Source organism: Halobacillus litoralis (genome assembly GCF_009856355.1).
Taxonomy (GTDB): domain Bacteria; phylum Bacillota; class Bacilli; order Bacillales; family Halobacillaceae; genus Halobacillus; species Halobacillus litoralis_B.
The window spans coordinates 1-26539 of record NZ_WMEW01000019.1; the positions used below are offsets into that span (position 1 = coordinate 1).

33 protein-coding genes and 1 pseudogene are annotated in these 26539 nt (G+C 35.3%); 25 read left to right on the forward strand and 9 right to left on the reverse strand.

Going from position 1 to position 26539, the window contains the following annotated elements; genetic code table 11:
- Nucleotides 1-207: 207 nt before the first annotated feature.
- The 4 genes from GLV97_RS18535 to GLV97_RS18550 all read right to left on the reverse strand — a co-directional run bounded on the left by GLV97_RS18535 (nt 208) and on the right by GLV97_RS18550 (nt 2863).
- Nucleotides 208-540, reverse strand: coding sequence for a hypothetical protein (locus GLV97_RS18535; RefSeq protein ID WP_160890287.1), 333 nt, complete (start codon nt 538-540; stop codon nt 208-210).
- 130 nt (nt 541-670) lie between these two features.
- Nucleotides 671-1123 carry a GNAT family N-acetyltransferase gene (locus GLV97_RS18540; RefSeq protein ID WP_160890288.1) on the reverse strand — a complete coding sequence of 151 codons (453 nt, stop codon included), beginning with the start codon at nt 1121-1123 and terminating at the stop codon, nt 671-673.
- Between the two features lie 81 nt (nt 1124-1204).
- The gene (locus GLV97_RS18545) at nt 1205-1813 is read right to left on the reverse strand and encodes a transglutaminase-like domain-containing protein (protein ID WP_160890289.1); all 609 of its coding nucleotides are present in this window, start codon (nt 1811-1813) and stop codon (nt 1205-1207) included.
- 411 nt (nt 1814-2224) lie between these two features.
- Nucleotides 2225-2863, reverse strand: a complete 639-nt coding sequence (locus tag GLV97_RS18550; protein WP_160890290.1) for a hypothetical protein — start codon at nt 2861-2863, stop codon at nt 2225-2227.
- Nucleotides 2864-3283: 420 nt separating this feature from the next.
- On the opposite strand from GLV97_RS18550, the pseudogene GLV97_RS18555 reads away from it, so the two are divergent.
- The 6 genes and pseudogenes from GLV97_RS18555 to GLV97_RS18580 all read left to right on the forward strand — a co-directional run.
- Nucleotides 3284-3568: pseudogene (locus GLV97_RS18555) on the forward strand (transposase); the annotation flags it as partial.
- A gap of 73 nt (nt 3569-3641) precedes the next feature.
- A complete protein-coding gene (locus GLV97_RS18560; RefSeq protein WP_160890291.1) occupies nt 3642-4157 on the forward strand; it encodes a hypothetical protein in 516 nt (171 codons plus the stop codon).
- A gap of 255 nt (nt 4158-4412) precedes the next feature.
- Nucleotides 4413-5396, forward strand: a complete 984-nt coding sequence (locus GLV97_RS18565) for a DNA/RNA non-specific endonuclease (protein WP_202410679.1) — start codon at nt 4413-4415, stop codon at nt 5394-5396.
- Between the two features lie 356 nt (nt 5397-5752).
- Entirely contained in the window at nt 5753-6328 is a 576-nt protein-coding gene (locus tag GLV97_RS18570; protein WP_160890292.1) for a recombinase family protein, read from the forward strand.
- A gap of 458 nt (nt 6329-6786) precedes the next feature.
- A complete protein-coding gene (locus tag GLV97_RS18575; protein WP_160890293.1) occupies nt 6787-8235 on the forward strand; it encodes a toll/interleukin-1 receptor domain-containing protein in 1449 nt (482 codons plus the stop codon).
- Between the two features lie 644 nt (nt 8236-8879).
- Nucleotides 8880-9353, forward strand: coding sequence for a hypothetical protein (locus GLV97_RS18580; RefSeq protein WP_160890294.1), 474 nt, complete (start codon nt 8880-8882; stop codon nt 9351-9353).
- Nucleotides 9354-9386: 33 nt separating this feature from the next.
- Here the strand turns inward: GLV97_RS18580 and GLV97_RS18585 are convergent, their stop codons facing one another.
- A complete protein-coding gene (locus tag GLV97_RS18585; RefSeq protein ID WP_160890295.1) occupies nt 9387-9761 on the reverse strand; it encodes a type II toxin-antitoxin system PemK/MazF family toxin in 375 nt (124 codons plus the stop codon).
- Between the two features lie 36 nt (nt 9762-9797).
- Complete coding sequence (locus GLV97_RS18590) at nt 9798-9998, reverse strand: hypothetical protein (protein WP_160890296.1); 201 nt, start codon at nt 9996-9998, stop codon at nt 9798-9800.
- A gap of 861 nt (nt 9999-10859) precedes the next feature.
- Here GLV97_RS18590 and GLV97_RS18595 point away from each other — a divergent pair.
- From GLV97_RS18595 to GLV97_RS18615, 10 genes are all read left to right on the forward strand, one after another.
- Complete coding sequence (locus GLV97_RS18595; protein WP_160890297.1) at nt 10860-11351, forward strand: ArsR/SmtB family transcription factor; 492 nt, start codon at nt 10860-10862, stop codon at nt 11349-11351.
- Nucleotides 11348-12610: an MFS transporter gene (locus tag GLV97_RS18600; protein ID WP_160890298.1), complete on the forward strand. Its 1263-nt coding sequence runs from the start codon at nt 11348-11350 to the stop codon at nt 12608-12610. The genes GLV97_RS18595 and GLV97_RS18600 overlap by 4 nt, the downstream gene beginning before the upstream one ends.
- A gap of 453 nt (nt 12611-13063) precedes the next feature.
- Nucleotides 13064-13195, forward strand: coding sequence for a hypothetical protein (locus tag GLV97_RS20200; protein ID WP_272917362.1), 132 nt, complete (start codon nt 13064-13066; stop codon nt 13193-13195).
- A gap of 66 nt (nt 13196-13261) precedes the next feature.
- On the forward strand, nt 13262-13393 hold the full coding sequence (locus GLV97_RS20205; protein ID WP_272917362.1) for a hypothetical protein: 132 nt from the start codon (nt 13262-13264) through the stop codon (nt 13391-13393).
- Between the two features lie 66 nt (nt 13394-13459).
- A complete protein-coding gene (locus GLV97_RS20210; protein ID WP_272917362.1) occupies nt 13460-13591 on the forward strand; it encodes a hypothetical protein in 132 nt (43 codons plus the stop codon).
- A 66-nt stretch (nt 13592-13657) separates the two neighbouring features.
- Nucleotides 13658-13789 (forward strand): hypothetical protein, encoded by a 132-nt coding sequence (locus GLV97_RS20215; protein WP_272917363.1) that lies wholly within the window; start codon nt 13658-13660, stop codon nt 13787-13789.
- A 24-nt stretch (nt 13790-13813) separates the two neighbouring features.
- Nucleotides 13814-13945, forward strand: coding sequence for a hypothetical protein (locus GLV97_RS20220; protein ID WP_272917364.1), 132 nt, complete (start codon nt 13814-13816; stop codon nt 13943-13945).
- A 391-nt stretch (nt 13946-14336) separates the two neighbouring features.
- On the forward strand, nt 14337-17198 hold the full coding sequence (locus GLV97_RS18605) for a thiopeptide-type bacteriocin biosynthesis protein (RefSeq protein ID WP_160890299.1): 2862 nt from the start codon (nt 14337-14339) through the stop codon (nt 17196-17198).
- A 5-nt stretch (nt 17199-17203) separates the two neighbouring features.
- The gene (locus tag GLV97_RS18610; RefSeq protein WP_160890300.1) at nt 17204-18175 is read left to right on the forward strand and encodes a hypothetical protein; all 972 of its coding nucleotides are present in this window, start codon (nt 17204-17206) and stop codon (nt 18173-18175) included.
- Nucleotides 18176-18816: 641 nt separating this feature from the next.
- Complete coding sequence (locus tag GLV97_RS18615; RefSeq protein WP_160890301.1) at nt 18817-20103, forward strand: helix-turn-helix transcriptional regulator; 1287 nt, start codon at nt 18817-18819, stop codon at nt 20101-20103.
- A 60-nt stretch (nt 20104-20163) separates the two neighbouring features.
- Here the strand turns inward: GLV97_RS18615 and GLV97_RS18620 are convergent, their stop codons facing one another.
- Genes GLV97_RS18620 through GLV97_RS20225 form a run of 3 tightly spaced genes read right to left on the reverse strand, consistent with a single transcriptional unit; the run spans nt 20164 to nt 21484 of the window.
- Entirely contained in the window at nt 20164-20739 is a 576-nt protein-coding gene (locus GLV97_RS18620) for a Crp/Fnr family transcriptional regulator (protein WP_160890302.1), read from the reverse strand.
- Nucleotides 20740-20780: 41 nt separating this feature from the next.
- Nucleotides 20781-21362, reverse strand: a complete 582-nt coding sequence (locus tag GLV97_RS18625; protein WP_160890303.1) for a hypothetical protein — start codon at nt 21360-21362, stop codon at nt 20781-20783.
- Complete coding sequence (locus GLV97_RS20225) at nt 21359-21484, reverse strand: hypothetical protein (protein ID WP_272917365.1); 126 nt, start codon at nt 21482-21484, stop codon at nt 21359-21361. Before GLV97_RS20225 ends, GLV97_RS18625 begins: the two co-directional genes overlap by 4 nt.
- Nucleotides 21485-21985: 501 nt before the next feature.
- On the opposite strand from GLV97_RS20225, the gene GLV97_RS18630 reads away from it, so the two are divergent.
- The 9 genes from GLV97_RS18630 to GLV97_RS18670 all read left to right on the forward strand — a co-directional run bounded on the left by GLV97_RS18630 (nt 21986) and on the right by GLV97_RS18670 (nt 26500).
- Nucleotides 21986-22786, forward strand: a complete 801-nt coding sequence (locus GLV97_RS18630; protein WP_160890304.1) for a ParA family protein — start codon at nt 21986-21988, stop codon at nt 22784-22786.
- On the forward strand, nt 22783-23028 hold the full coding sequence (locus GLV97_RS18635; RefSeq protein WP_160890305.1) for a hypothetical protein: 246 nt from the start codon (nt 22783-22785) through the stop codon (nt 23026-23028). Before GLV97_RS18630 ends, GLV97_RS18635 begins: the two co-directional genes overlap by 4 nt.
- Before the next feature lie 11 nt (nt 23029-23039).
- A complete protein-coding gene (locus tag GLV97_RS18640; protein ID WP_160890306.1) occupies nt 23040-23309 on the forward strand; it encodes a hypothetical protein in 270 nt (89 codons plus the stop codon).
- Nucleotides 23310-23655: 346 nt separating this feature from the next.
- The gene (locus GLV97_RS18645; protein WP_160890307.1) at nt 23656-24597 is read left to right on the forward strand and encodes a helix-turn-helix domain-containing protein; all 942 of its coding nucleotides are present in this window, start codon (nt 23656-23658) and stop codon (nt 24595-24597) included.
- Between the two features lie 133 nt (nt 24598-24730).
- A complete protein-coding gene (locus GLV97_RS18650; RefSeq protein ID WP_160890308.1) occupies nt 24731-24982 on the forward strand; it encodes a hypothetical protein in 252 nt (83 codons plus the stop codon).
- Nucleotides 24983-25008: 26 nt separating this feature from the next.
- A complete protein-coding gene (locus GLV97_RS18655; protein ID WP_337194118.1) occupies nt 25009-25254 on the forward strand; it encodes a hypothetical protein in 246 nt (81 codons plus the stop codon).
- 294 nt (nt 25255-25548) lie between these two features.
- Nucleotides 25549-25974, forward strand: a complete 426-nt coding sequence (locus GLV97_RS18660) for a hypothetical protein (protein WP_160890309.1) — start codon at nt 25549-25551, stop codon at nt 25972-25974.
- Between the two features lie 14 nt (nt 25975-25988).
- Nucleotides 25989-26210, forward strand: a complete 222-nt coding sequence (locus tag GLV97_RS18665; protein WP_160890310.1) for a hypothetical protein — start codon at nt 25989-25991, stop codon at nt 26208-26210.
- Between the two features lie 20 nt (nt 26211-26230).
- The gene (locus tag GLV97_RS18670; RefSeq protein WP_160890311.1) at nt 26231-26500 is read left to right on the forward strand and encodes a hypothetical protein; all 270 of its coding nucleotides are present in this window, start codon (nt 26231-26233) and stop codon (nt 26498-26500) included.
- Nucleotides 26501-26539 lie beyond the last annotated feature (39 nt).

A 26539-nucleotide genomic window follows, 5' to 3' on the forward strand; every position in this document is an offset into this window, starting at 1 on the left:
CGGGATGGTTTCGGGAAACATGGATCCTTCATTCCCATCCTCCGTTGTACAGTTAAAATTTAGTTAAATAAACTTCCTGCTTTTCACGCTAAAATGCGTTTATAGCAGAACTTGTCGCGCGCCCCCGCTAGCGTAAGACTTGTATTCAAGATATTGAAGCATATCTTTAACTAAAGTACGCCTTGAGACCAGAAGGATGAATGTATTCTATTTATATGCCTTTGCAAATGTCGATGGTGAAAAGGAAACTTTGTATTTACCTTCAAGTTCTTTCTGTACTTTTTCTGTTATTTTCAATCCCTCTTTATTATGTTCTGCTTCAAGTTCTACACCATTAGGAACTATTTCATCTTTATCCCAATCAATCCATTCACCATACTTCCCAATCCATTTCATTAACTCCAACTTCAAATCGAGTTCAATTGGAATCTCTTCTATGTCAAGGTTGCAATTACAGTGATTACACCAAATAGGGTCTGCACCTACATCTCCCTCAACTTTTAATTCATTTGTTTTTTGTTGTTTACATTCACATCTCATATTGTTCCCCCCCTCCATTTATTAAAGTACACTGCTCTGTTAGTTAAAAGGACGATCGTCTATATTGAACAATCGCCCCCGATTGTTGAAGATTTGAAATAGAGACAATATAAGCTGAACTTGAGTGAAATTAATTAAATTTCAATCTAAGGCGTGGGCCTTTTTCTTCAAAACCCAATCCTTTATAGAAAGAGATGGTCCTTCCCCACTTTTTTGGACTTGGGGCACCGACTTCTATGAATTTCCACCCTATTTTAGATCCGTGTTCCTTTGCTTCTCCAATTAGTTTGGCACCTATTCCGTCAGACCTCATAGCAGGTAGAACATATAGTTCTTGAATAACTCCCATCAATCCGCGTGCGTACATTGATGTTACTTCATATATGGTAATCATTCCGATACATTCTTCTTCCCAAAATGCCAAAAATACAGTGTAATTATCTTTCCTGAGTAAATCCTTACAAACATCAGATAATTCTTTTATAAGAATAGTTCTTTCGCCCAACTCTGAAAAAAGCTTAGCTGCCATTTCTGCAACATGGTAATAATCCTTAAGATTGGCCTTTTTAATTGATAATTGCATTTCTATACCCTCTTCTTATGTACTTCTTCACTCAAACAAAACAATTATGATTTATACATAAATCATGTATTCAGGTGGCTGTTACAAAAACTGTGGTAAATATGATTTATACATCTCAACGGCATCTGTATGTTCTTTTAATACTTCCAAAGTTTTTGAATGAGGCTTAGCATAAATAACAGGATAGTCTTTCTCGTCAAATTTTTCTTCTGTTGTAAACGCTAATTGTTCTTGAATAATCGAAAACTGGGAGTTAATCCCTTCTTTATTCCCACGAGCATCTACCCTTACCCATTTATCCAGAGATTTAAAGTAGATAGCATTTAGTGCATGAATGCAATATCCTTTTTCTGGCTTATCAAATAACATTAAGCGTTGGTAACAAAAACCTGTGGGAATTCCTTGAGAACGTAATAAGGAAGCTAATAAATGTGATTTTGCATAGCAAATTCCCTGTTTATATTTTAATACATCTGAAGCCTTACATGTCACTCTTTTCCCTTGAATATCCCAGGAATGAGAAATCTCATCACGTACGTATTCAAAAGCTACTTTTGCTTTTTCTATCTCTGTTTGAGATGGGTTGAATAATTCTTGAATTTTCCCTTTTATTAATGAGTTAGAATAATTCACCTCATCTAAATCGAGTAAATAATCCTCCAGTTTATTAGACTCACAAACCAATTCCATTATATTCAAACTCCTTCAATACAATTGCATAAATATTCGATAAATAGTTATCATTATACATTAAAAACCAAATGAAATATAGAAGGATAGAGCAATTGATTCGTTTAATTTGAGGCAAATTTAGGGATTTATCTCGAAACTGAGTCTTCAACTAACCTGCCCTTTTGCGAAAGACTCAGTTTCGAGATAAAGCAAATAAATTATAGTGTTGCAACACTGTATCTTAGCGTTGTAAATCCGCATTTTCCTGACAATCCCCAAATAATGGACTAATGCTCATTATTGGTTAGACTATGCAAGATAAAAAATGTGTTAATGTGTTAATGAGTTATTGTAATTTTGTTTTATATCATACTGGGGATTTAAAAGCGTGTAATTAAGTAAGGTCAGTATAAATTGCTAAATAACTTCTTACTTGTTTCTTTCTATCCATCTGCTAATACGTTGTTTCACGTTGGACGTGTTTTCCTTCAAATCATCAACAATCATGGATACCAGAGTGAACCAGGACACTTCTTCATTGTATGGATTGTTCTTATTTATATATTTCAGGACATACTTCAAATCCTTCATTTGTTGCTTGTCCAATTGAGTATGCAAATAGGATTTCACAAAGGAATTCAGCAAGTTGCTGTTACTGATGCTTGCATCAAGAAGTAAAGCCGTAGCCTTGGATGGAGTTACGTCGAGTGCCATAGATAGAAGGTATATTCTTTCATAATCTTTCTGGTTAAAACGAGTAGTGATCCTTTCATTCTTACCTGTTTGAATCTTACTCTGTAGGGATTCGTTCTCCAAAGAACCTATGTAAAAGGTGCTTTTAAATTGATAATCTCTCCGGAAATACTGAGAAAGGTGTTCGATTACCATTCTGTTGTTCAATCCCTTCATACACAAAATTTCTATAACATCCTTAACAGGTGTATCCGTGACAAATGAAAGACGATACACACAGCTTTTCAATTCTGTATTTACTGTCGGTTTGATATCTCTCTTTTTGTCTGATCGCGCTTTCCTATTCTTCCTTTCTCTAACCTCTACCCCACTCATAGGAGCACCTCTTTTCTGGAATTAAGTCTGGGACACTGTCTGTCTGTCCTAACTTTAATTTCATATATATGGGGGACGAGAGGGGAGTATGTATAATATTCAGAACATTGGTAATGATGTATTGTAAGAAAACAAAGAGAAGAGGTGTCATTAAATGAAGAAAAGCGAAGCTCGAAACTTAGCGAAGAAAGCAATAGATAATGGCAAGAAATATGGAATCCCAATGAAAAACAAGCGAAAAGCAAAATAGTTCCACCTTTTAGAAACATGAAAAAAGCACCCAAAAACACTATCCTCAGAGGACAGTGTTTTTGGGGTGCTTTTTTTCTGTTGGCTCTATTAAAACTTTGTTGATATTTGTACAATTCAAACAAGGGTTCTATAATGAGTTTATCAAATATAAGTGGGGGAGGGACGATTGTGAGAGCAACCGATATCTTTAAAGCCATTCAAACGTTGAATCCAGTTGAAAAGCATCGCTTACGAGGATACTTAATTGATGCTCTCACTTCGTAATCATTGTGCGATTTGGAAAATACTCCACGATGGTGGACGGTGAAGAAACAGCGTTACCGTTGTAAAGCTTGCCGTAAAACGTTCACCGACCTCACCAATACCGCGCTATACCGAATGCGCCACCTCCATACCTGGATGAATTTTATTGAATGTATGATAGAGGGTGATTCGCTCCGCAAATCAGCGGAGTAGATTGGGAACGTTACCCACAATAGTTAAATAAGAAAAAGTGTGAGATAGTATGCAAAGGAAGGTTTTTATAATGCGAAGTGTTTTTGATGTCACACAGCTAATGTTTCTTCGTTTCTTAATGAGACTAATGTTAAAAAGGAATATGTACAAAGAACCTATTAAAGTAATAGAGAAGTTCCGAGAGCGTTTTATTAGTAAAGGATACTTGAACGATGACTTGTCAAAAGGACCTGAAACACCCAAGTATTCAATTATTGACAGTTTAGTTTCTGCATTTGAATCTCTGCGTTATTATCGTAATGAAGATGATTTTTACCTTCAGGTGGCTAAACAGTGGGTTGGTGATTTATATAGCAGCAACCACAAAATATCTTCCTTCTTCGTTATTGTCTATGGGTTGATTTTATTAACCGTTTTTATAAATCAGTCTTTCATTACAATACCAGGGGAAATGATGTTCATAGGGCTCTTTGTGTTACCTTTATTAGGATTCATTAGCGCCATAGGAGGAAGAGGTTGGAAGAGGTTAATGTTAATGTCAATTAACATCCTTGTTTTTGCTTATTCCATTATAATCGTAGCTTAAAGGTTTTTTAGGAAAATATACTATCCCATAATTAGCGCTCTCTGTGGGCTATTTAAATAAGACAATCATTCTGCATAGGACTACCTTATAAGGTAGTCCTATTTTTTTCTATAAATATCAACAACGAACTTAAACAGAGCCTTTCTGTTAAGTAAAGCCTTAAATTGAAGATAACTATATGAAGGATCTGTTTCACATGTTAGAAGATGATATAGTAGAAAGGATACATAAAGAAAATCAAAGTGGAGGTCCTAAATGCGAAAGAAAATAAAGGTTTTTGTCTTGCTCTTAATAACCATCTTTATCGTTGGATGTACCGACGTTGAAGATGCATCCATGATAGATGAGGAAGCGTATCCACAAGAAGAAGCTGCAACTGATACAAATCAAGATGCTGAAAAGGAAGAAGCTGATTCTACAGCCGGTGATGATCTAGAAGAAGATACATCAATAAATACGGAGGATGAGCCGTCAATAGAGGAAACATCCCCAGAAACGAATGATGACCAGTTTGAGGGTTATGAACTCATTGAGGTGGACGGCGGTGATCTAAGTGGTGATCGAGAATCGAACGTTGTAGTGGACATAGGATTTGGGGATCGAGAGTACTGGGCATTTACTAATGATCATGGTCAATTAGTGAGAGTCGTAGCTGACGAGATTATTCTACAAAATGATAGCAATGAACCTGTCCTATCGAGTGGAAGATACTTCTCTGACGAAGCTAAAGTTCCAGGTGTAGAAAGTGATGTATTAGATGAAGGACATGTTATTGCTGACTCATTAGGAGGGGTATCAAACGCTTATAATATTACTCCTCAAGAAAGTGCTTTAAACCGTCATGGTGACCAATCATACATGGAAAACGCAATAAGTAAAGCAGACGGAGCAACTAATTTTGAAGCAGTCATTTCTTACTCAGATACGAACACCCAAATACCTTCTAAGTATCAGTACTCTTATACGATAAACGGTAATGAGGTTATAGATACTTTTGAAAATGTAAATCCCGATGAAGTGAATGAGTCTTTAGGTTTAACAGATAGTGACGAATCAACTGAGCCAGATGTCTCTAATTCTGAAGAACAAGGTGATGTTTCCAGCATTGATACTAATGGTAATGGGCAAGTAACCATACAAGAAGCGAAAGATGCGGGGTTCAGTATGCCTATAACAGACGATCATTGGTTATATCCTTATATGCGAGATAATGATGGTGATGGGATGGTTGGAGAGTAATCCAATAGATATATACGATTGAGTGTTAAAAGAGGGACTTCTGCAATAGTTGGAAGTCCCTCTTCTTATAGGAATTATTAGTCAGTTCAAAATGGCCTCCTAACTTAGAATTCATACTAAGCGTAAAGTTTAGGTCATATATTGAAGCACCTGTTGTGCAATTGTGTTAATGAGTTATTGTTTTCTGTAATTGCTTATACAAGAGAAGGCTATTTAATTCATCCAAAACTTTCAACTTCTGGACATATCTTTTTCATACAGGAAAAACACCCTGAAAATCCATTGGTTTCTATCTAAAACTTAGTCTATAATAATGTGTACATAATATAGCATCTTTTAGACATGGGGGTCTGAAAATGAAAATAGGTTATGCCCGAGTTTCGACTGTTGGACAGGATATTGAAACTCAAGAGGAATTTCTGCAGGAAGCAGGTTGCGAAAAGATTTTTGTCGAGAAGGTAACAGGGACGAGTACAGCACAACGAAATCAGTTGAAAGAAGCTATGGAATTTGTCCGAGAAGGAGATGTGCTCGTCGTCACTAAAATTGATCGGCTGGCAAGGTCGATAATGGACCTGAACAAAATCATCAAATCATTAGCAGCTGAAAACGTAAGTGTCCACTTCATTAAAGACAACATGTATTTTGAAGCCGGAACCGAAGTGAATAGTATGCAGACACTCATGTTCAACATCCTTGGTTCATTTGCGCAGTTCGAAAGGGATTTAATTGTAGAAAGAACGACTGAGGGGCGAGAACGGGCGAAGAAACAAGGGAAGCACATGGGCCGGCCCGGCCATGACCAAAAAAATATCAACCGTGCTCTTATGATGTACGATCAGCGTGAGGTCACTGGAATGAGTGTTGCTGACATTGTAAGAGCAACAGGAATTCCACGGTCGACTCTATACGCTAAGTTAAAAGAAAGATAAACTATACCCTGCTAATCCTGTTACTTCATGTGTTCTCAGTTGCATTGAAACAGGGGATAGTTCGTTAAATTATATTTCGATGCAACACAGAACACGTGAGAGACACCAATTCTTCCAATATGTATGTTTTATGTATGTGAACTGTTAAGAGGTACTTTTAAATATGTATTCGTTCTTCTTTTAAGGGAAAGCGTCAGGAAATGAGCATTTACAATGCTAAACAAATTAGAGCATAGAAAAACCGGTTCCTAAACTTTGTAAAGGATCCGATTTTTGCTTTGACTTATTAAGCTAAAGCACCCGTTTCAGTAAGACTCAATTTCGAGGCAATACAATAGACTTACAAATGGGAAAGGAGAGTGCTGGGCAACAGCACTCGCTTTTTCATTTGTAAGTCTATTAATTTTCTGGAATAATTATTATTGATTTGTTTCAGATTTTCAGAGGAGGGTGAATATATGGCTGAAGAAACGACTCCCGATAAAGTGTTTTTGTCCTATACTTGGTCTAGTCCGGAACATGAAGAATGGGTAGACGAATTAGCTCACAGATTAGAAGGTAATGGTGTTCCTGTGGTCTATGATAAGTGGGACAATAAAGAAGGACAGGACCTTAATAAGTTTATGGAAAGCACCGTAAATGATATATCTATTAAAAAAGTATTGGTCATATGCAATATAGCTTATGAAGAGAAAGCTAATGGACGTAAAGGAGGGGTCGGTACAGAAACTCTAATTATATCTCCGGAAGTATACGATGATGCAGAGCAGACTAAATTTGTCCCTATCATTGCTGAGAGAAAATCCGACGGAAGCGCTCCGTTGCCAACGTATTTAAAAGGAAAGCATTACATCGACATGTCTTCACAACAAGCATATGAAGCAGGATATGAAAAACTTCTTCGTAATCTTTACGGAAAACCCGAATACAAAAGACCTAAACGAGGGACCGCTCCTTCTTTTTTGACCGATGAGGAAGAGGAGTCACCATTAGAGAGTCGCTTTGAATTGAGAAGCTTCAAGCACAGAGCGGATAAGAATGGCTCAAAAGTAGACGTCTATTTTCGAGACTTTTTAGAAAAATTCAAGCGAGACTTCTCTTCCTTTTCAATCAGCACGGAATCGCATGTCTCAGGTGATAAATTACCAGAGCTTATTCTTGAAAAACTTGAATCCACCACCGCTTTACGTGATGTTTTCATAGAGGCCCTTGAAACGTATGTAAGGAAAGCGGACCATGTTGAAACTGATGTTCTCATTGAATTTCTAGAGTCCCTATATCCAATCATATACACACGGGACAACCAAGACACATTTTATGAGGCTCAGTTTGATCACATGAAGCTATTTGTGAATGAACTGGTGATTTACATAGTAGGTGTGCTTTATAATTACAATGAGCGTTCTGCTATTAAGGAGATCATAAAGAACTATTATTTTGTCACAGACCATCTCAAACGCGACATAGAAGGGTATATTGGTCTATTTGCCTCCTATCCTAGATTTATCGAGCAAATGCAGCTTTCAGCTGGACAGAATTATATTTCGACGTCTGGAGAATTACTAAGGCGCCGGGCGAGCCACCCATCATTGAGTTCAGAACAAATAGTCGAGATGGATTTTCTTATCTACTTTGTGAGCTTCATTCATAATAAACAAGTTAGCTTTGATTCTTGGTCACCAAAAACCTATCCTTACTTCAATAGCAACAACATTGGATTTATGCGCAAACTGAAAAGCCGACGTTTCTTTGAAATGACAAAAGAACTCTTTGGTGCTAGAAATATACCTGAGATGAAATCTGTTATTCAAGAATTTAAGGAACACATCAAAGAACAAACCCCAGGTGGAAGGACAATGTTTATTCGGGAGGCCATCATTGACGAGGACGATGTTGCTCGATTTTAAACAGGGGAGCTCTCTCTGTTTTACCTGCCAATTGTGCTTGATAAATTTTAAGAAAATCAGCGCAATATGTGCTTTACCTTGGAAGTAAACAAGGGCTTTCCTTAATGGGAAGTCCTAAAGTTTATTATATTTCATTAGCTGCAAGTAGTAATACTGAATAGGAGTTAACGTTGTTCTTCACCCATTTGTCTTTGATGGATAAAGTGATAATAGTATGGGCGGTAAATTCATATAATCTCGAATTCAAATATTCAAATAACCTGCTTTTTAGCGAAAGACACGGTTTCGAGGAATAGTAAATGAATGATGGTGCTGTAAATTTAATTCATATGTAAATTTAGTGTCCAAAGCTGTACTTTCACCTGACTCACCTAAAGCGAATTTGATGCTTAGCGTTTTAAATCCGCACTTTCCTGCCCCCCCCCTTTTTGTGAGCAAATCAATATTTTACCTCAACAGCTTTTCAGCGTTCATCCTATGATGATATAACTACGATAGAATAAAGTACTACATGTAGTATTGGTGTGTTGAATTATTGTAGTATTGTATTTTTGTATTAAATACACACTTAAATGGTTTATTTTACCTTTATTTTAAAATGTGTATATTAGTCATAATATCTCTTGTAGGGAGACTGATTCAAATTGAGAAACAACGAAAATTGGGAGTATCCTTTAAACAGTACTGACATCATCAACCATAAGGGACGCAACATTTCGTTATCTAAAGACATTCTCTCAAAAGAGAACGCCAATGAAATCGAAGAAGCAAAACAAAAGGGGTACAATACGTCCTTGATGTTATCTCCAGCAGAGCTAACAAAAACGCAGGATTTGAACTTAAATAAAACGAATAACATTGAAAGTATTAAGGAAAAGCAGGATTCACTTCAAGATTTAAAGTCTCAATATCAAACCCTGCAGCAGTTAGTGAAAACAGAAAATACAGGAAAGTTAACTGAAGAAAAGCTCGTGGATTGTCTGACGGCCGAAAATAACTATCGAGACACAAAAAACGATATGATCAGGAATCAAGAAGTCCCTTCTCAAGCCATTGCTAAAATGGAGAGTCATGTAAGACAATCTATGCATTCTAGAAACCATGATTTAAGTATGTAATATGAGCATGATTGTACTTATGTAGCACGGTCCTTATAGACCTTGTTGTCTTCCGAGTTGGACACTTTTCCTTAGCTGAATTCCGTTACGGTTACAAGCATTAGACATTTGTATCGTTTCCAAGAGTTGTCTGGTTGTGACAGTACCGTATTTTTCAAGTTTTTTAAGCTCTTCGACAGGCATATTGAAGGTATTGTCTTGTGTACACATTATTGCCGAATCCTTTTTTAACCCATTTGTCTCATTCTTTTCCACGCCTACGCTAAATCGTGTGGGTGGAAATTTATCAATCTGAGATGTCAGAGTTCTTAGCATCGCTACATTGTCATCTACATCGACAACTAAAGCAGGACGCTTTGCCTTCAGGCTAAGTTGTCCCGTTTTTTTATCATAGAAAGCGATCTCCACCCCGTATACATCCTTTGGGTTTATATCATTCATCTTTTAGTCCAGATCCCATAATTTCTTTTGATCTGGATCATCTGGATCCACAATGACTACTCCATCCTCATTAGGTTTAATCCGTGTTTCATATAAACCTTTACCGGTCATTTTCTTTAGGAGTTCACTTTGCTTTTTCTCTACCTCACGCAATCGTTGAATTTCTTTCCACATTTCTTCTTCAGTCAAATAATCATTACTCACATGAATCCCTCCATAGTTGTAATTATATGCATTGTAACACATGTTAAACGAGTAGTAATGAGTTAATGTATTATATAATTCATTAACTCATTACTACATAGTAGCTACATTCTGAGTTAAGGTAAGTTTGAAACATAGGAACTACTTCATCCAGGGAGAGCGTTAGGTAAATGCTGAATCTGTTTACTGTGCGTATATTTTTAAATTAAAGCGAAAACTTTGATACATTAGTCTGCTCGAATAAACAATTCATGATTGCATAAGAACAATTCTCAAATAAAAAGAACTAGCAAAAGGCTCTATCAATTACGGGCGCTTATAACTGATATCATCGTTTGGTTTAATTACTTTTTGTATCATTGAGCTACATTCCACATGTAGTATTGTACTAGTTACCTCATTACTACTGATAAATGACTAGAACCGCATTTGTTAATGGGGCCATTTTGGTTAATGTAGATACGTTTCTTTCAAGTATGTTTCCAACATGCATTTGACTAATTACTTAGTAGCAACTCCGATATACATTAAAAATAAAAAAGATCATCATTATGATATTGAATTACGCAATAACATAATAATGCTTATGTAGTATTGAAGTAAATACTACCGAGATCCAGACAGTAAAACGTAGAATACGCACATTAAAAATTATGTTGCGTAAGAGTATTATTAACGGCGAAAACTTAAGGCAAAGAAGAAGCGTAGGGAAAGTTTTTAATTCTTTACTTACGCTATCTTCGTTTTCTGAGGGTCCCGTTTTTTTTATTTTCGTCCCATACATTGACATTTGGATTTACAAATCGTATTATAATTACAAATTAAATTGCGAATCCAAACGAATAACAAAGGGGTCTAAGAATGATGCAAGAAACTAAAAGAAACCCAGATATCATGGAAATTAATTGGAACCAACAAAAAGTATTATCTAATCCGTTGCGTTCTAGAATAGTAGCTCTTCTTTACGAAAAAGCTATGACACCTAAACAAGTAGCTGACCTAGTGGGGAAAAATCCTGGAACTGTTTACTATCACATTCAACAACTTTTAAAGTATGAAATCATAAAAGTGGAAAGCATAAACACTGACAAGGGGGTAGTGGAGAAATTTTACAGGTCTAAGGCTGTCTCATTTAAAAACCCTGAAAAAGTAGATACTCCAGGGCTTATTGATGGTAAATCTGCAAACATTTATCTATCAGACAAGCTTTTAAATCAATTAAATGAAGAACTTGAAAATCTTTTCTTGAAGTTTGGTAACTTATCTTATCACGAAAAGGATACTGAAGAACAATCACCTTATTCTGTAGAATACACCATTAAAGAGTTCAATGAGGAGGAGAAGGAAGAATGAAAAAAATAAAGCCCTTCGTAATGGAAAGAAACTTCTTAATATTGATATCAGGAGTCTTTATAAATGGACTTGGAAGTGGTATTTACTCAGTTGCAGGGATGTTGCTAGTTTTGGAATTGAGTGGAAGCGTCCTATATTCAGGATTTGCATTTTTTGCAATATCATCAGCAAATGTATTGGCTTTTTTAATTGCCCCCTTAGCCAATTACGCCAAATACAAAAATGGCTTAGTATATAGCAACTTTATTAAAGCGCTCATTCTATTCACAATACCTTTATTACATTACACAACTGGCTTAAATGTTTGGTATGTAATTGGTTTATTATTTATCACTGCTTTATTCACACAATATACTTATCCAATTGAATCAACGATTTTACCAATCATTGTAGGTAAAGATAATGTTGTTGAGGCAAACTCTTATCTGCAAACAATTCGTGAATCCATGGATATTGCTTTTATCGCGGGAGCAGGCATTATCATTACATTGGTTGGCACGATTCCGGCCATTATCATTACTGCTACCTGCCTAGTATTAGTATCTATAATATATTCATTGTTCACTTTCCAACAGCCTGACTTTCAGAATGAAAAGCCTCAGTCTATTGGGTCTGCAGTTAACTTCTACTTTGTAGACCTTAGAGCAGGATTCAACTACATAAAAAATTCATTAGTGACTAAAATGCTTGCTTCTTTAGTATTTATCAATATCGCTATGGTGATTATGACAACTAATTTACCAGCATTTTCACTTGAAAAAGGCGATGGTCTAGAAGCTGTATATGGGTTTTATTTAGCTGCAATGTCTCTAGGTATAATGATAGGTGCGATCCTTTCTCCAAGAGTAAAGAAAATCAACTTTGGCAAGCTAATTATCTTTACTTTTATTGGGACAGGTATTATGTGGATGGGAGCTTCAACATTACCATTGATGGCATCGATGATTTTATTCTGCTTAGGAGCAATATCTATTGGGATTATAAATATACTCGTCTTCTCATCTATACAGCAGCAAGTAGAAACAGCGTATGTAGGGAGAGTCATTACTGTCATAACTAGTGCAGCTTCTTTAGGGATGCCTGTAGGCTCTTTAATCGGCGGTTTTCTAGGTGAGACATTCGCCCCTTCAGTATCTATAATGGTTTGCGGTATTTCAATGGTCCTTTTCAGCATTTTTTGGTTGAGCAGTTCGGTTTTACGTAAACTCCCTAGTATAGACCATATAAATCTATTTACTGATTATAAAGCTAAAGCCTGATACTCAATGATTACTTCGACGGGCTTATACGAATTAAATTTTTAATTTTTCTGAAATATCAGACTTGATAAATAAATACGATTCCGTTATTATAGTTATTGACCCGTTAGTCAAGTGGTTTAAGACGTCGCCCTTTATAGGCGAAGACATAGGTTCAAATCCTATACGGGTTATCCATAAAAAAGACTCTGATCATCTAAAATTGATGGTCAGAGTCTTTTTTTTACAAAAATATCCTGAAGGTTCTCCTGAAATTTTGAGTTATTCAAAATTAAACTTAATACCTTCTTTTCTGCCTCTTTTAAAATAAGTCTTCTTTCTTGCGATACAAGGCACCCGTTCATAAGATTGAAAATTCAAACTTCAATGTATTTTAAAATACACCCCACACTAAAGAAACCCTATATCATTTTGATTAGAAAAACTCGAGGGAGTTAGAAAGGGGGTTTTCTCATGGAAAACAAAAAGAGTGTCGCAGCACACGATATCAAAGTTGAACTAGAGGACTACAACGTTGATGCATCTCCAGTTATGCAAGAGATGGAAGCTTCCTACGTTGGTTCTGTCATCATCGTTACTAAGTAAGGAACATGACTCTACAGAATGGCTGTAGAGTTGATCGCTACACTACTTCGAGAGGAGGCTATACTCATGGAAAACAAAAAGAGTGTCGCAGCACACGATATCAAAGTTGAACTAGAAGACTACAACGTTGATGCATCTCCAGTTATGCAAGAGATGGAAGCTTCCTACGTTGGTTCTGTCATCATCGTTACTAAGTAAGGAACATGACTCTACAGAATGGCTGTAGAGTTGATCGCTACACTACTTCGAGAGGAGGCTATACTCATGGAAAACAAAAAGAGTGTCGCAGCACACGATATCAAAGTTGAACTAGAGGACTACAACGTTGATGCATCTCCAGTTATGCAAGAGATGGAGGCTTCCTACGTTGGTTCTGTCATCATCGTTACTAAGTAAGGAACATGACTCTACAGAATGGCTGTAGAGTTGATCGCTACACTACTCCGAGAGGAGGCTATACTCATGGAAAACAAAAAGAGTGTCGCAGCACACGATATCAAAGTTGAACTAGAGGACTACAACGTTGATGCATCTCCAGTTATGCAAGAGATGGAGGCTTCTTGGGTGGGTTCTGTTATTACAATTGACCGATAAGCTACTTTAAGAGGAGGTTGTCTCATGGAAAACAAAAAGAGTGTCGCAGCATACGATATCAAAGTTGAACTAGAGGACTACAACGTTGATGCATCTCCAGTTATGCAAGAGATGGAAGCTTCTTACGTTGGTTCTGTCATCATCGTTACTAAATAAGGGCCGTGACTTTACTTAGAAAACTAATAGCAGCATTCGCTGCAATATTGGCAAAAAAGCTCGACTATCTCCTTCAGATGGTAGAGCTTTTTTGCTTCTTTACTTAACGTCTATTTCTTTCATCTCTGTTATGAACTGACCTATCACATATTCAGGCAGAAACGTAGCACTCCTCTCGAAGCGCGCCAGCCATTATCACTACTAGAAAGCACCTCTCGATTGCTAAATTCCACGCCTGCACACCTTAAGATCCTGTTTGTCTAATGTATATATCTTCTTCATTGTATTATAAAATACAACACTGATTAGGAGAGCAGTTTATTCTTAAAATAAACCCCCAGTACATATTAACGACTTAAAATTCTCAAAAGCATAATACGGAGGGATAAAGATGATTAAACGTAAAACTGCTATGGAATTTAATGTTACAAAGCATTTATTTACTGAAAACGAAGATTCCTACTTGTATGAAATAATACAAGATACTGTTTTTTTAGAAAGAATTCTACTCAATAGTGAATCTTTGTATAATAAGTTGAAAAAGATAGTAACTAACAACAAAAAAATAGATGATAAGACCAGAAAGTCCCTAGTAAAGTACTTGTTAAGAATGGCAGCAAGGCCACAACCTAATCGTCTGAATTCTGGAATTTGCTTAGATCAAGCAGACGCATTTAATGATAAGAACCAATTTAAAAAAGCTGAGATCTCTTTAGAATGGGAATACAAACTCATGCAAAAATTAGAGAATTCATTGACCATGAATTCCGATATTAAAGTCGTATTAAACCCTACATTATACAAGAAAGACCGACAATACATTTTGGAAAAGTCTATGAAAGGCAACAAATCATACGTTTATGTTAATGATTCAGATTTTTTGGACATTTTATTTGAATCTTTGAAAAACCCTACTTCTTTAAAAAGCATTTTAGAGGAGTACAACGAAGAAGCTCACAAGAAATTGGTATTAGGTGTGGTGGAAGACCTTATCAAAAAGGATGTTATCAAAACGGAATTGTCCAGCTACTCAATTAATAGGGATTCTGAAGCCTTCATCCGAAAATTAAAGCAGTGTTGTAATGAAGATGAAGTACTTATATCAAAATTAGATGATATACAGGTTGGTTTAGAAAGGTATAGAGCTGCTGAGATTGGCGAAGGAATTGAAATATACAAAGATTTAACGAAAAAAATGGCATCACTATGTAAGAGTTCTTCCTATTTAATTGTAGATCTTTACATTTATGACACAATGAACGAGAAAAAAGAAGTTACAAATAATGTTAATGTAGATGAGTCATTAAAGATTATGCAATTTTTCAATAAACATCAAGCTTTTGATTGGAAGGAATATCATAACATCTTCGTAGGTAAGTATGGCTCTTTTACCAAAGTTCCTTTACTCCAGATGATAGATAGGGATATAGGAATTGGCTTACCTAAATATTCACCAGTAAACAATACGAACAAAAAAATCGAAGAGTACCTTTTAAACAGAATTATGCAATCCAATTTTCTGGACGGAGATAAACTAAAGCTATCATCAAATGACTTTTCAAGTCTTAAAAGAATTTACGGAGATGAAGGGGAAGATCGAATTCCAACTTCATATGATTGTAAATTAGTATCATGTGAAGATCAATTACTTTTACCACCAAACGCTTTCTCATTTCCACGTCATTCATTCACCGGTCGTTTTTCATTATCGGAAAAAGAAACACCAATTAGCCAACCTAACTTTTCTGAAGTGAATTATGTCAGTAACTACTTTAAAGACCTAGGATTAACACATAAAAGTGAGTCTAGTACCTTTATTGATTGCACAGGAAGAACTGATAATACAGTTAATCGAATCCCCTTAAATGAAATAAACGTAACAGCACACAATAATCGTTTCTACTTAACATATAAAGATGAGACCGTTTACCCGGTATCAACTCACCTATTTGGCTATAGAAACTTTAATGAGCATCCTGCTGCGGTCTTTCTAAATGAGTTCTATAGGTATTGCTTTGAATACCCTAGTGACTTCCCAGTTGACAGTTTCTCTTATTTAGAATTCATTCCACGAATAGAATACGAAGATTTCATTTTATCTCCAGCAAGAGTAAACATCAAATTCAACCTAGACAGTACTGAAGAAGAACGCCTCAACAAGATAAACCAAATAATCGACAAGTATGAACTAAACAAACTTAAGTATATATACCTTCTAGAAGGAGACCGTTCCTTGCCTGTACCTAATAACAACAATCCAGCTATTAGTTTTTTGGAAAGCTGCAAACGTAATGTAGGAGAAAGCTATGAATTAGTACTAATGGAGGCTCCAGAACTAGAAAACGCCGAAAATAATGATGTATGTGACTGGATTTATTCTTCTAGCAGCGATCTTTGTACAAACGAAGAACATGAACACAAACATTTAAAAAAAGCACTTGAAGTATCTAGACCCTTTTTGGATGAGACGGATCCTAACGTTAGTTCTTATTATTTATACTATAGGAATGGAAAGAGAGAGAAGATTGAACAGTTTATTTTAAAACTTAACGAAGATGGTGTGAACTTAGAAAATTTGTTCATAGTAAATTTCATTGATGAGAACAACAGAGAACATATTCGATTACGATACAAAAAGGACTATAAGAACGATATTGAGCTAGAAAAGAGGTTAGTAGATTTGATTACCTCTGGAGATCTTTACGATTATAAAAAAACACTATTTCATCCTGAGATCAACAGATATGGAGGAAAAGATGTTTATGAAAAGGTTTATAAACTATTCTCCGTTGACACAACATCCATTGGAAAAATCAAGTCTCTTTATTCAAATTATAATGAAATCGAACGCGCACTCTATCTTTCTAGTTATGCTTTGTACGGGTTGCTGGGTGACGATACAGATTTACTTTATGAGTATCTTGAAAACAGCATCTCAAAAAATCCGAAGTACGTTAAGCCTTTTTCTAAACGTCGCAATGAATTTCGAAAGATAGTATTACAATCATTGCAGGATTACGAAAAGGAATTCGATGAACTCTCATCTAAACATAAGAGTTTATCGAAGGAGGTTCTTAGATCAATCAATAAAGCTGGCATAAGTAAAGAAGAACTCTTCTATCTGATTCGAAGCATCATTCACATGTCAATGAATAGACACTTTCCTTTTAAGAGAGACTTAGAAGAAGAAGCTAGTCAATATATGCGGTTTGCATTTTCTAACATAAGCTATTACCTAAGAGGGGTTGTTTAACTGTTATGGAAAATTATAGCATTAAATGTTTTGTAGTAGATCCTTCAGAAGGATTAAGAAGTACAATCACAAAACTCATAACTAACCACAACTTCATAGTCGATAAAGGCTGGGAAAATGGTTATCACCTACATCTGAGAGGTGAACTTGACGTTACCACTTTACAACCATTCGTCAGTGAATTAGAGAAAGGCGTTTCTGAATCATTAACAAATTATGATGACTCAGAATTTATCCATAAATATGAGTCTACCGCCCGTATACTGGATAGTTCGAAGCCATTCAATCCGATACACAAAGATAAAGTTATCGTTAATATAGAGAATTCCATTTTTTCTAAGGATTTGGAGGATAATTTATTTAGACAAACCAATCATATTTTTGATTCGTATTATTGCAACGAATATTTCAAGGAAAATTCATTATACCAAGTCATCGAAGAAGTCATGAAATTTCATAGTTCGTTAGAAGAGTATGAAGAAAGAGGATACCTAGATGGCCTAGCTTATAATTGCCATCTTTCCCATTATATCGCCTTTATTAATCGCTTAAATACGAAAGAAAAAGAAAGGGTTGAGCGAGAATTCAGACGTAAATATGAGAAGGATTTTGAAGAGGGATTATTAAATTTCAATTTAGGACAAACTCCTTTAACTAAGGATCTAATGGAATTCTTCCATCAAATCAGACCTCTTGTTAGAAAAAAGGAACTGAACTTCTATATGCCTTTTAGACGAGAACAACTCAACCAAAAGTTAGAATCTGCATCCCAAAGACATAAAGCGACGTTCTCTGAAGATAATACCCACTATTTCCTTTACAATGATGTTGTAATTGCAAATAGATGGGTAACTAATGCGTTATACAAAAAACTCCTACTTCTAGGTTTAAGTAATTTAGATAGGTTTTATATGAATTATGTAATTTCAAGGCTAACTTATCCAGAAAGAGAATTGAACGACTATGCAATGCAATAAGAAGTTAGAAATTTGAATTGAATAACCTTATTAAGATACGAGGAGGGCAGGCTGAGCAGCCTGTCTTTTTTGCGGAATGCATCAATGTAGTATTGTGTCTCATGCCTTGTTGAAATCCTATCGATAGAAGGACCCTTGATGGATATCATCAACAAATGAAAAACACCCTAAATTGGTTCCTTCAATCGTCGAAATACCAAACTAACAAAGCGATCACCATTTGGTGATCGCTTTGTTAGTTTATAAAAGATGACTTTCTAATACCTCACGAGCTCCTACAACCATCTAATGGGATGTTCATTCCAACAAGACCAAAATGTGGAGCTTATTCACACCTTTTTCATTCATGGCATTCGCTCGTAGAATATTAATTAACGAACAATGATTTGAATTACATGATATCGCATGCATTCTTCGGTTTCTTTATGTTTAGAAAAGGAGTACTATTCCACTTGGAAATCTTATTACCCGTCGTACTAATGGAGGTGATAATTATCTAGGTATGCTATAATGCATTAAATAAGAACCATTACTTTCAAATCACAACACAAGTCCTTAAGTATATTGTTGTTTATACAACTATCCATAGTTACCTTAAAAAAAGACAGAATATTCAGTTTCCAAAAAAAGGGGGGAGGACTATGAGTATTAGTGTAGGAGAAAGGATAAGACATTTGAGAATACATAGACAAATGTCACAGTCTGAACTAGTTGAAGGAATATGTTCAGTCCCATACTTGAGTAGAATAGAAAATGGAAAAACAAACCCATCTAATCAATTTTTAAAAAAAGTATCGCTTAAACTTAATGTGAATTTTGAAATGTTCAATAATCAAAATAATGATAATTTTCAAAAAGAAATAAAAACAATTCTGTCTAAAATTGAAGAAGAAAATAGTAGCCTTTCTAAAAACGAGGAAGCTTTACTAAAGATGGCATTGATAGAGTTCATTCCTCCTCAGTTACTTATTAGAGTCTTCACCTCGTTGTTAGAAAACTCAGTAAGAAAAAAAGCAATGAATGAAGCAGATACGATTTATGGTTCGTACTTCAAATTAATCGATGCTACAAACGCTCTAGAATTAACAGATCCAAAAGAACAGGCAATTTATTATCGACTACACAGCGCTTTAGGTAAGTATTTCTACACTAAACAAGACTTCAATAAATCGGACTACCATTATTCAATTTCTGAAACTTTAATACCTGATAAAAAAAGTATAGACAGCGCCAAATTATTTTATAACATCAGTCTAGTTAAACAACGGATATATGAAGATACAACAGCAGCTCTCTACTACTGCAAAAAAGCTTACGACATATTTCAAAGGGAAAATGATTTAGAAAACTTGGTTAACGTACTAGTATCCATGGGGGTACAATATCATATGCTTTCAAAATATGATGTTTCTCTTGAAATGCTCAATGAAGCAGAAAGTTATTTAGATAGATTACAATCAACAAATAAGCTTGCTTTATCCACTATGATTACATATAACGCAGGAAGAGTCTACCAAAAAATGGAAGAATTTGATAAAGCAATTACATATTATACTATGAGCTCTAACAATACAGATAATGATGTTCACAAGGCCTATATCTTTAAAGGTCTAATAGAAATCAAACTACACAAAAAGGAATGGCTATCTGTTAAAAACCTTTTAAATGAGGCTTTCGCTATAGTAGAAAAACACAAATTACCTCATATAGAAATTGAATTACATGCAATAAAGGCTATGGTTTATAAAAAGAGGGGGGATTATTTAAATTATGAAAAGTGCATGAAATATGCTATAAAATGTGCTGAGATAGAAAAATATCCCCCTTTGATAAAAAAAATGTCTAAAGAATTAGCTGGTTATTATCATGAATTGAGGTTTTATAAAAAATCTTCAGAATATTATTTGCTGGCACTCAATAATTCATGAAATAGAAGTACGAAAGTGATCAATCCAATCCATGTCGGTTGATAGAGAAGAAATGGTTCGTTAAACAACGCCAGAACTTTCATAATTATCAGAATTTTCAATGAAGTCTTCCCTTAAACAGATATGTCCGTGAAGATATGTTATTAGGTTTTCTTTCTTAAGCTCATTTAAAATCCTAGTTACAGTGGTACGCGTTGAAAGAATCAGACTAGCAATTTCCTCATGAGTCAACAAAAGCTGAATCACAGAGTAGTTATTTTTCCATCCTTCACCATGCTCATAAACTAAGTATTGGAGCAAAGAAATTAAACGATCTCTTACAAACTTTTTTCGCTTAATAAGGTTCAATAATTCCGTTCTCATTAATGTCGTTGTTACTTTATTAAGTAAAAAGTATTTTTCTTCTAGAGAGTTAACCGGATCCCATTTGTAAACTAAGAAAAATGCATCTTCTTTGACTGCCCTAAACTCATATACACTATTAAAATTAACGTTCTTTAACCTTATAGCGTCATCAGCCTTCAGTACACTGATTAATATTTCTGTACCATCACTATGTAGTTCCCATAACTGAGCAGTCCCTTCACTCAAATAATAAATATACTCTGGTTCTACGTTAATGATTTTACTTTTCATTAGAGCAGTTTCCCTATAGTTACTTATCATTTTTCATCACATCATTTCTTAGTAATCCAGTGAAGTAAGTTAAGTCTAAACGTTTTATCTAGTAGCGTTAATTCGACTTCTTGAGAACCATCTAAAAATGTATGCTTTCCATAAAGATTTCCATGAAGGTCTAATAAACAATCTAATTCAGTTGTGTACCTTCGTTTAAAATCTGTTTCATCTACAAAATCACTTATATAACTAAGAAGTAAAGGGGTATCTATTTGTAAATCCATTCTAATTTGATTAATCTCTTCAAAAAATTTCTCTTGATCTTTTGCCCCAAATAAGTAAATAAATTGATTATTAGTACTGTCTAAAACATATACCCCTTTACTTTCCATTCGATTAACTGTACTGTCTCTAAGAGCAATAACGATAGGAGTACAACATTGAGTTAAATCAAGCTTATTTAATAATTCATATATGATTTGACCTAATACATCTTTATCAACAATATAAGCAGGTTTCTGCAAATCCACATAATAACAATCGGTATGTTTAAGAATTGGACAGGGGATTGAAACGGGATAGTTATTCGCTGCTTGCGTAATCAATACATTCAAATTTAGTTGAGACTTTAAATCCCTCATGCAGTTTCTTCTTCAGGAACATCACCATATGGTCCTGGTTGCAATTCATCAGCTGTAAACTCTCTATCTACCCCTCCTAGACAAAATAAACAAAGCAATACAATTAGAGTGAGCTTTTTCATTTGTACATCTCCTTTACTTAGTTCTTAAGATAATTGTACTTACAATTAACGATTAAACAGAAGAGGTTAATTTAGTTAAAAGTAAATACACTTCAAATGATATATCCCACCACTTTTTTAACTAAAAAATATGTATTCCATTCAAACGACAAAGATATAACCCTACAAACAGCAAACCATACTCAAACTGTGCAACATAGTACAATTCGACATCTACAAATGAGTTATTGTGAAATTGTGTTATTGTAAAATCGGTTTCTCAATGGTATCATGAAGACAAGCTAACCAATTACTTACGTAGTAGATTAATGAAGGATTTTGCTCTTGTAGCAGATCTGATAAGGCTAGAATTTAGAACAGGATTAACATGTTTATGTTTCGAATACTTAAATTAGACGAATATTTTAAATTCATTAGTTAGATCCCTTAATTCTACACTATTTTGCATTAATGAATTATTGTGTTATTGCATTCATTTGCATGTGGAGGAGGAACGTTATAATGGCGCAGGTAATTACTTTTGGCAACTTCAAAGGAGGCGTAGGGAAGACTACCTCCTCGGTAATGTTTGCCTACATCCTCCAAGAACAAGGTTATAAAACCCTCTTGGTGGACTTGGATCCTCAAGCGAATAGTACCAGCTTTTTAGCCAATACGTTTGAAGTATCATTAAATAATTTTGTGAGTATTTATGAAGCTATGGAAATGGAAGACTTAAGCAAAGCTGTCCTATCCATGAGTGCGAACCTCGATCTTCTACCAAGTGCAGTGGACCTGGTTAAGTTCGGTGACTTACTGAATCAAAAGAACAAAGGCCATGCAGGAAACAAGCATTACTACTTTGATTATCTGTTAGGTGAGTTGAAAGATAATTACGATTTTGTGATTATAGATGTTCCACCAACCATCTCAGAAAATACAAACAACGCTTTAGTAGCGTCCAACTATTCCTTAATCATCATGCAATCAGAACCCGATTCTCTTGCTGGTGCCATAGACTTCAACGATTACATCAAAGGAATGAAGCAATTCAATCCAGATCTTGAAGTCTTAGGGGTTCTCCCATACCTCGTAAACAAAAGAAGTAAAATCGACGAATACATTCTTGAAAAGTCCCTGTCTGAAGATTTGAATATAAAGGACCTTGTATTCAAGTCTCATATATACGAAAGGGAACGAGTGAAAAGGTTCCGTATTAACGGCATCACTTCTAGTAATAACCGTGATTTTCATGATAAGAAGACGCTGAAGATGTATGAAAAAGTCGTTAAAGAATTTCTAAAAAGGATGGATGAGAAATGACAAACAAAGGATTTAAGGATATCTTCGGTGACAATGACAATAAGCCGAAAAAAGAAAACCCGTTCACAAAGCAGAAAGCTCAAAAGCAGCAATATAAGTCTGTCCGTATCTATCCGGAAGACTTTAAAGAATACAGGCGTCTGGCCTTCCATCAGGAGAAAACCATTGTAGAAGTGATCTCTGAGTCCTTGAAGCTGTACAAACAGAAGTATGAAGGTGAAAGTGAGGAAACAGACAATTAGGAGTGTGAGGAATGGATGTAGCAAAAAAAGACACCACTTCTAATAAAGTGATGTCCTTGATAATGAAAACTGTTCTTTTAGGATTATTAGGCTTGGCACTATACTTAATCGTAACGAATATCAAAAGCATACTGTTGATAATTCTTGCCTTGGTCGGAATAGTCCTAGTAGGCACAGTAGTTATCAAGATTGCTTATTTCCTTTTTTCCATACTACTTCTATTAGCTGGAATAGTCGTCTTTTTATCCCTCACTGGATGGGTTATACACTGGTTTGGGTAAGGAGGGGAGCCTTCCCTGTTGGCTCTTTATTCCTTTCACAACGTTACAATTTTTTCTAATCTATGGTAAACTATCAACATAATATGCTTTACACAAATGAATTTTAAATTACAAAAAAATGCCCTGCGATCTATATAATTGCTTTCCATCGCCAAACAGACAGCAATTATATAAACCACAGGGGCTTGAGAGTATTTTTCTATCTTTGATTATATAGGATAATATTTGGAAAGTAAACTGATTTACAATGAAATCCATGTAAATCTGCTTACCTATATGCTATTTTCCATATATAAAACCTCTCAGTCCCCCTGTGCCTTTTTGCAGGGTTTGGGAGGTTATTTTTATGGATTCAGTAATCCAATTTGAAGGTACAATTTACGAAAATGGTTATGGCATGATAGCACAGAAAGTAATGAGGGATAAAAAGCTTCCGAAACAATCCAAACTTATCTATGCATATATGTGTTCATTTGCAGCTGTAGATAAAAATGGAGAAAGAACGGCCTTCCCGTCCATTAGTTTACAGTGTGCAGAATTAGGTATGACCCAAGATACTTATTATAAGTGGAGAAAGTATTTAGTTGATGGTGGATACATCACAATTAAGAGGCAAAGGCAAGAAGGATCCAGGTTTGATAAAAACATCTACTCGATACTAGCTGTTCCGGTAAAGCCAGATCCCCAAGGAAACAAGGAAAAAGAGCCATACCCTAAAAATTCGGGTACGGAAAATCCATACCCTAAAAATTCGAGTACGGAAAATCCATACCCTAAAAATTCGAGTACGGAAAATCCAAGCACGGAAAATAAGGGTACTAACAGTAATAGTTTTAACAGTAATAGTTTTAACAATACATATAAAGATACATTACAAGATACGGAAAGTAAGAATGCTGAATCTAGTAAACAGAAAAAACGGGATGAGCTGCTTAAAAATAGCTTAAGAGGAAAAATTCCCGATTCCATTCATGAAATACTTTCGACATTCACCAATACCTTTCAAGAAATGTATGATTGGTATGGAGTTCTGTTAAGAGCTAAAGATAAAGTCGCTAAAGAGACTGATCAGCTAATTCTTATCGAGGATCATGAAGAAATATTCCACGAGAGCTTAATGGCTGCTATTAGAAGGATTAAAACGGATTCTAGTATAAAAAACCTTGAAAACTATCTGTTTATTACGATTGCAGACAATCTTGGAAAATACTTTTCTAAATTAGAAAGATCAAACGCAAAAGAAAACTCATCACTTTACTACGACTGGTTAAATGAGGATATGCAGTAAATATCAACCCTTATGCCTCCATTGTATGTGTGATAACCTAGAAGCACAGTCTAATTTACTGAAATTTGAAATACTTTTCTGTAAAATGGATTGAGTTTCCAGTATTTAACATGTACAATGGGGGTAGTTGTTGATGGATGTAGTTACCAAATTTTATCAAGCTTTGAATAAATTGGATATTAAGTATGACGAAGAAACCGGTAGATTATCGAAACCGATTGTTTTTGTGGTCTATGATTCTAGTAGAAAAATACAGGCGAAACGTTTGTTTATTTTTAAGAATTATTTCCTTATTTTGAGAGAAGAGGAAAATGATACAAGGAAAATCCAATTTAAACACATTAAAGGATTCCAATATGTAGATAAGAGTGAAATTATCACATAGAGTAAAAATTTCCGAGGTGATGAATAGTGAGTAAGAAAAGACTTTCACATGTTGATCTGTCATGTAAAGCTAATTCAGTAAAAACCTTTGACAATGAAATATACGAATTAAAGGGCTCACTTGCCATTAACAAGGAAAATGGAAACATACAACCTGTAGCAGATATATATTATCGTGTGCGTACAGCTGTAAACCATCATAAAAACGTAATAGCCAAAAGAAAGCATACAAATGATGAGTTATATACTTATGTTAAGAAAAAAGCTGATTGAACAGGCTTTTTAGCCTTTCAATATATAGAAAATTACATATGGGTGCTTCCACATATCCAGCGTGTATGGGGGAGTCAACAATGAAGGGGTTAGCAAGGTTCGATTCCAAAAACTTGTCACTTAAAAAGTGAAGCGCTGTCATACTGGTTCTTCGTACATAGCCAAAAACGTCGTGCATTGGCAAGCAGTTATTCAACTGACACGTTGCCCTAGGGTTCTTACTTCCAGCCATAAAGTAAACGGAGAAGCCACTCTCCTTGTGTTAAAATAACCCAAAAAAGGGTGGTGCTTACTATGAAAATAACCAAAAGCTTGTTTCTCCTACTAATGACAGCAGTTATTCTTGCTGGCTGCGGAAGTGAACCTTTAAACAAAATGGAGTATGCGGACTTTAAAGAGACAATTACTCAGGATGATTTTACAGGCTTTGCTTATATATTAAGTGACTTCCACGCTGAAGAACGTAATTACATTTCCGTAATTGAAGAGGTTTTTCAAGAAGAGGGAGAAACATTGATTTACTATAACGATTTAGATTCACCTGATGAAGTCCATGAACAGTTTAATGAGGATAGTGGTCTAATAGAATTGTATCTTCCAGATGAGAAGGTTGCATATATTGAAGACGGCCAACCGGTCAGTGAGTTAGAGGTAACAGAAGAACTTATGAAAGAAGGAAATCATGAAACTCTAAAACAATTCATTCAAGATCATAAATAAAGGAGAATCGTGATATGGCCAAAGTATCGACTAAAGAACGAAAAGAAAAGAAAGATATTGCAAAGCAAATCATGGAAGCATACGGAGAGAGCTACAACGAATGGTTACATGACAAGCATGCTGAGTATATTGATGAAAATTTAATGGATTACATGAAGATGCAAGGCGATAAGAAGTCCCAAGAGTATCCTTCAAATGAAGATGGTCCACTTATCGCTTCAGAGACTGAAAAATAACATACAAGGGAGAGAAGATCATGTTCAATAATTTTATGTTGATGGCTGCCGATGGTATGAACGGCCTTATTTCAACAGGAGAATCGATCCTTGGATGGGCGCAGAGGTTAGGTCTAATTGGTGCAGCTATAGCATTTTGTATCGGTGGGTATTTCTTAATGTTCGGTGGTGACAGAGGCCGTGGTCGCTCGGTAGGATGGTTCCTAGGGGGAGCCGTAGGACTCATTGTAGTCATGGGGGCTTATGGTATCGCCACCGGAATTGACAGCAATATAAAATTCAGCAATTAATATCTAAATACATGAAAGCCACACTTTAAACAGTGTGGC

Excerpts from the sequence above, each read along its gene's own strand:
- GLV97_RS18635 (WP_160890305.1), top strand. The coding sequence starts at position 22,783 with ATGACAAACAAAGGATTTAAGGATATCTTCGGTGACAATGACAATAAG.
- GLV97_RS18645 (WP_160890307.1), top strand. The coding sequence starts at position 23,656 with ATGGATTCAGTAATCCAATTTGAAGGTACAATTTACGAAAATGGTTAT.
- GLV97_RS20215 (WP_272917363.1), top strand. The coding sequence starts at position 13,658 with ATGGAAAACAAAAAGAGTGTCGCAGCACACGATATCAAAGTTGAACTA.
- GLV97_RS18665 (WP_160890310.1), top strand. The coding sequence starts at position 25,989 with ATGGCCAAAGTATCGACTAAAGAACGAAAAGAAAAGAAAGATATTGCA.
- GLV97_RS18570 (WP_160890292.1), top strand. The coding sequence starts at position 5,753 with ATGAAAATAGGTTATGCCCGAGTTTCGACTGTTGGACAGGATATTGAA.
- GLV97_RS18610 (WP_160890300.1), top strand. The coding sequence starts at position 17,204 with ATGGAAAATTATAGCATTAAATGTTTTGTAGTAGATCCTTCAGAAGGA.
- GLV97_RS18600 (WP_160890298.1), top strand. The coding sequence starts at position 11,348 with ATGAAAAAAATAAAGCCCTTCGTAATGGAAAGAAACTTCTTAATATTG.
- GLV97_RS18640 (WP_160890306.1), top strand. The coding sequence starts at position 23,040 with ATGGATGTAGCAAAAAAAGACACCACTTCTAATAAAGTGATGTCCTTG.
- GLV97_RS18605 (WP_160890299.1), top strand. The coding sequence starts at position 14,337 with ATGATTAAACGTAAAACTGCTATGGAATTTAATGTTACAAAGCATTTA.
- GLV97_RS18565 (WP_202410679.1), top strand. The coding sequence starts at position 4,413 with ATGCGAAAGAAAATAAAGGTTTTTGTCTTGCTCTTAATAACCATCTTT.
- GLV97_RS18615 (WP_160890301.1), top strand. The coding sequence starts at position 18,817 with ATGAGTATTAGTGTAGGAGAAAGGATAAGACATTTGAGAATACATAGA.
- GLV97_RS18660 (WP_160890309.1), top strand. The coding sequence starts at position 25,549 with ATGAAAATAACCAAAAGCTTGTTTCTCCTACTAATGACAGCAGTTATT.
- GLV97_RS18545 (WP_160890289.1), bottom strand. The coding sequence starts at position 1,813 with ATGGAATTGGTTTGTGAGTCTAATAAACTGGAGGATTATTTACTCGAT.
- GLV97_RS18620 (WP_160890302.1), bottom strand. The coding sequence starts at position 20,739 with ATGAAAAGTAAAATCATTAACGTAGAACCAGAGTATATTTATTATTTG.
- GLV97_RS18670 (WP_160890311.1), top strand. The coding sequence starts at position 26,231 with ATGTTCAATAATTTTATGTTGATGGCTGCCGATGGTATGAACGGCCTT.
- GLV97_RS18550 (WP_160890290.1), bottom strand. The coding sequence starts at position 2,863 with ATGAGTGGGGTAGAGGTTAGAGAAAGGAAGAATAGGAAAGCGCGATCA.
- GLV97_RS18535 (WP_160890287.1), bottom strand. The coding sequence starts at position 540 with ATGAGATGTGAATGTAAACAACAAAAAACAAATGAATTAAAAGTTGAG.
- GLV97_RS18625 (WP_160890303.1), bottom strand. The coding sequence starts at position 21,362 with ATGAGGGATTTAAAGTCTCAACTAAATTTGAATGTATTGATTACGCAA.
- GLV97_RS20210 (WP_272917362.1), top strand. The coding sequence starts at position 13,460 with ATGGAAAACAAAAAGAGTGTCGCAGCACACGATATCAAAGTTGAACTA.
- GLV97_RS18595 (WP_160890297.1), top strand. The coding sequence starts at position 10,860 with ATGATGCAAGAAACTAAAAGAAACCCAGATATCATGGAAATTAATTGG.
- GLV97_RS20225 (WP_272917365.1), bottom strand. The coding sequence starts at position 21,484 with ATGAAAAAGCTCACTCTAATTGTATTGCTTTGTTTATTTTGTCTAGGA.
- GLV97_RS18630 (WP_160890304.1), top strand. The coding sequence starts at position 21,986 with ATGGCGCAGGTAATTACTTTTGGCAACTTCAAAGGAGGCGTAGGGAAG.
- GLV97_RS18575 (WP_160890293.1), top strand. The coding sequence starts at position 6,787 with ATGGCTGAAGAAACGACTCCCGATAAAGTGTTTTTGTCCTATACTTGG.
- GLV97_RS18540 (WP_160890288.1), bottom strand. The coding sequence starts at position 1,123 with ATGCAATTATCAATTAAAAAGGCCAATCTTAAGGATTATTACCATGTT.
- GLV97_RS20205 (WP_272917362.1), top strand. The coding sequence starts at position 13,262 with ATGGAAAACAAAAAGAGTGTCGCAGCACACGATATCAAAGTTGAACTA.
- GLV97_RS18560 (WP_160890291.1), top strand. The coding sequence starts at position 3,642 with ATGCGAAGTGTTTTTGATGTCACACAGCTAATGTTTCTTCGTTTCTTA.
- GLV97_RS18650 (WP_160890308.1), top strand. The coding sequence starts at position 24,731 with ATGGATGTAGTTACCAAATTTTATCAAGCTTTGAATAAATTGGATATT.
- GLV97_RS20200 (WP_272917362.1), top strand. The coding sequence starts at position 13,064 with ATGGAAAACAAAAAGAGTGTCGCAGCACACGATATCAAAGTTGAACTA.
- GLV97_RS20220 (WP_272917364.1), top strand. The coding sequence starts at position 13,814 with ATGGAAAACAAAAAGAGTGTCGCAGCATACGATATCAAAGTTGAACTA.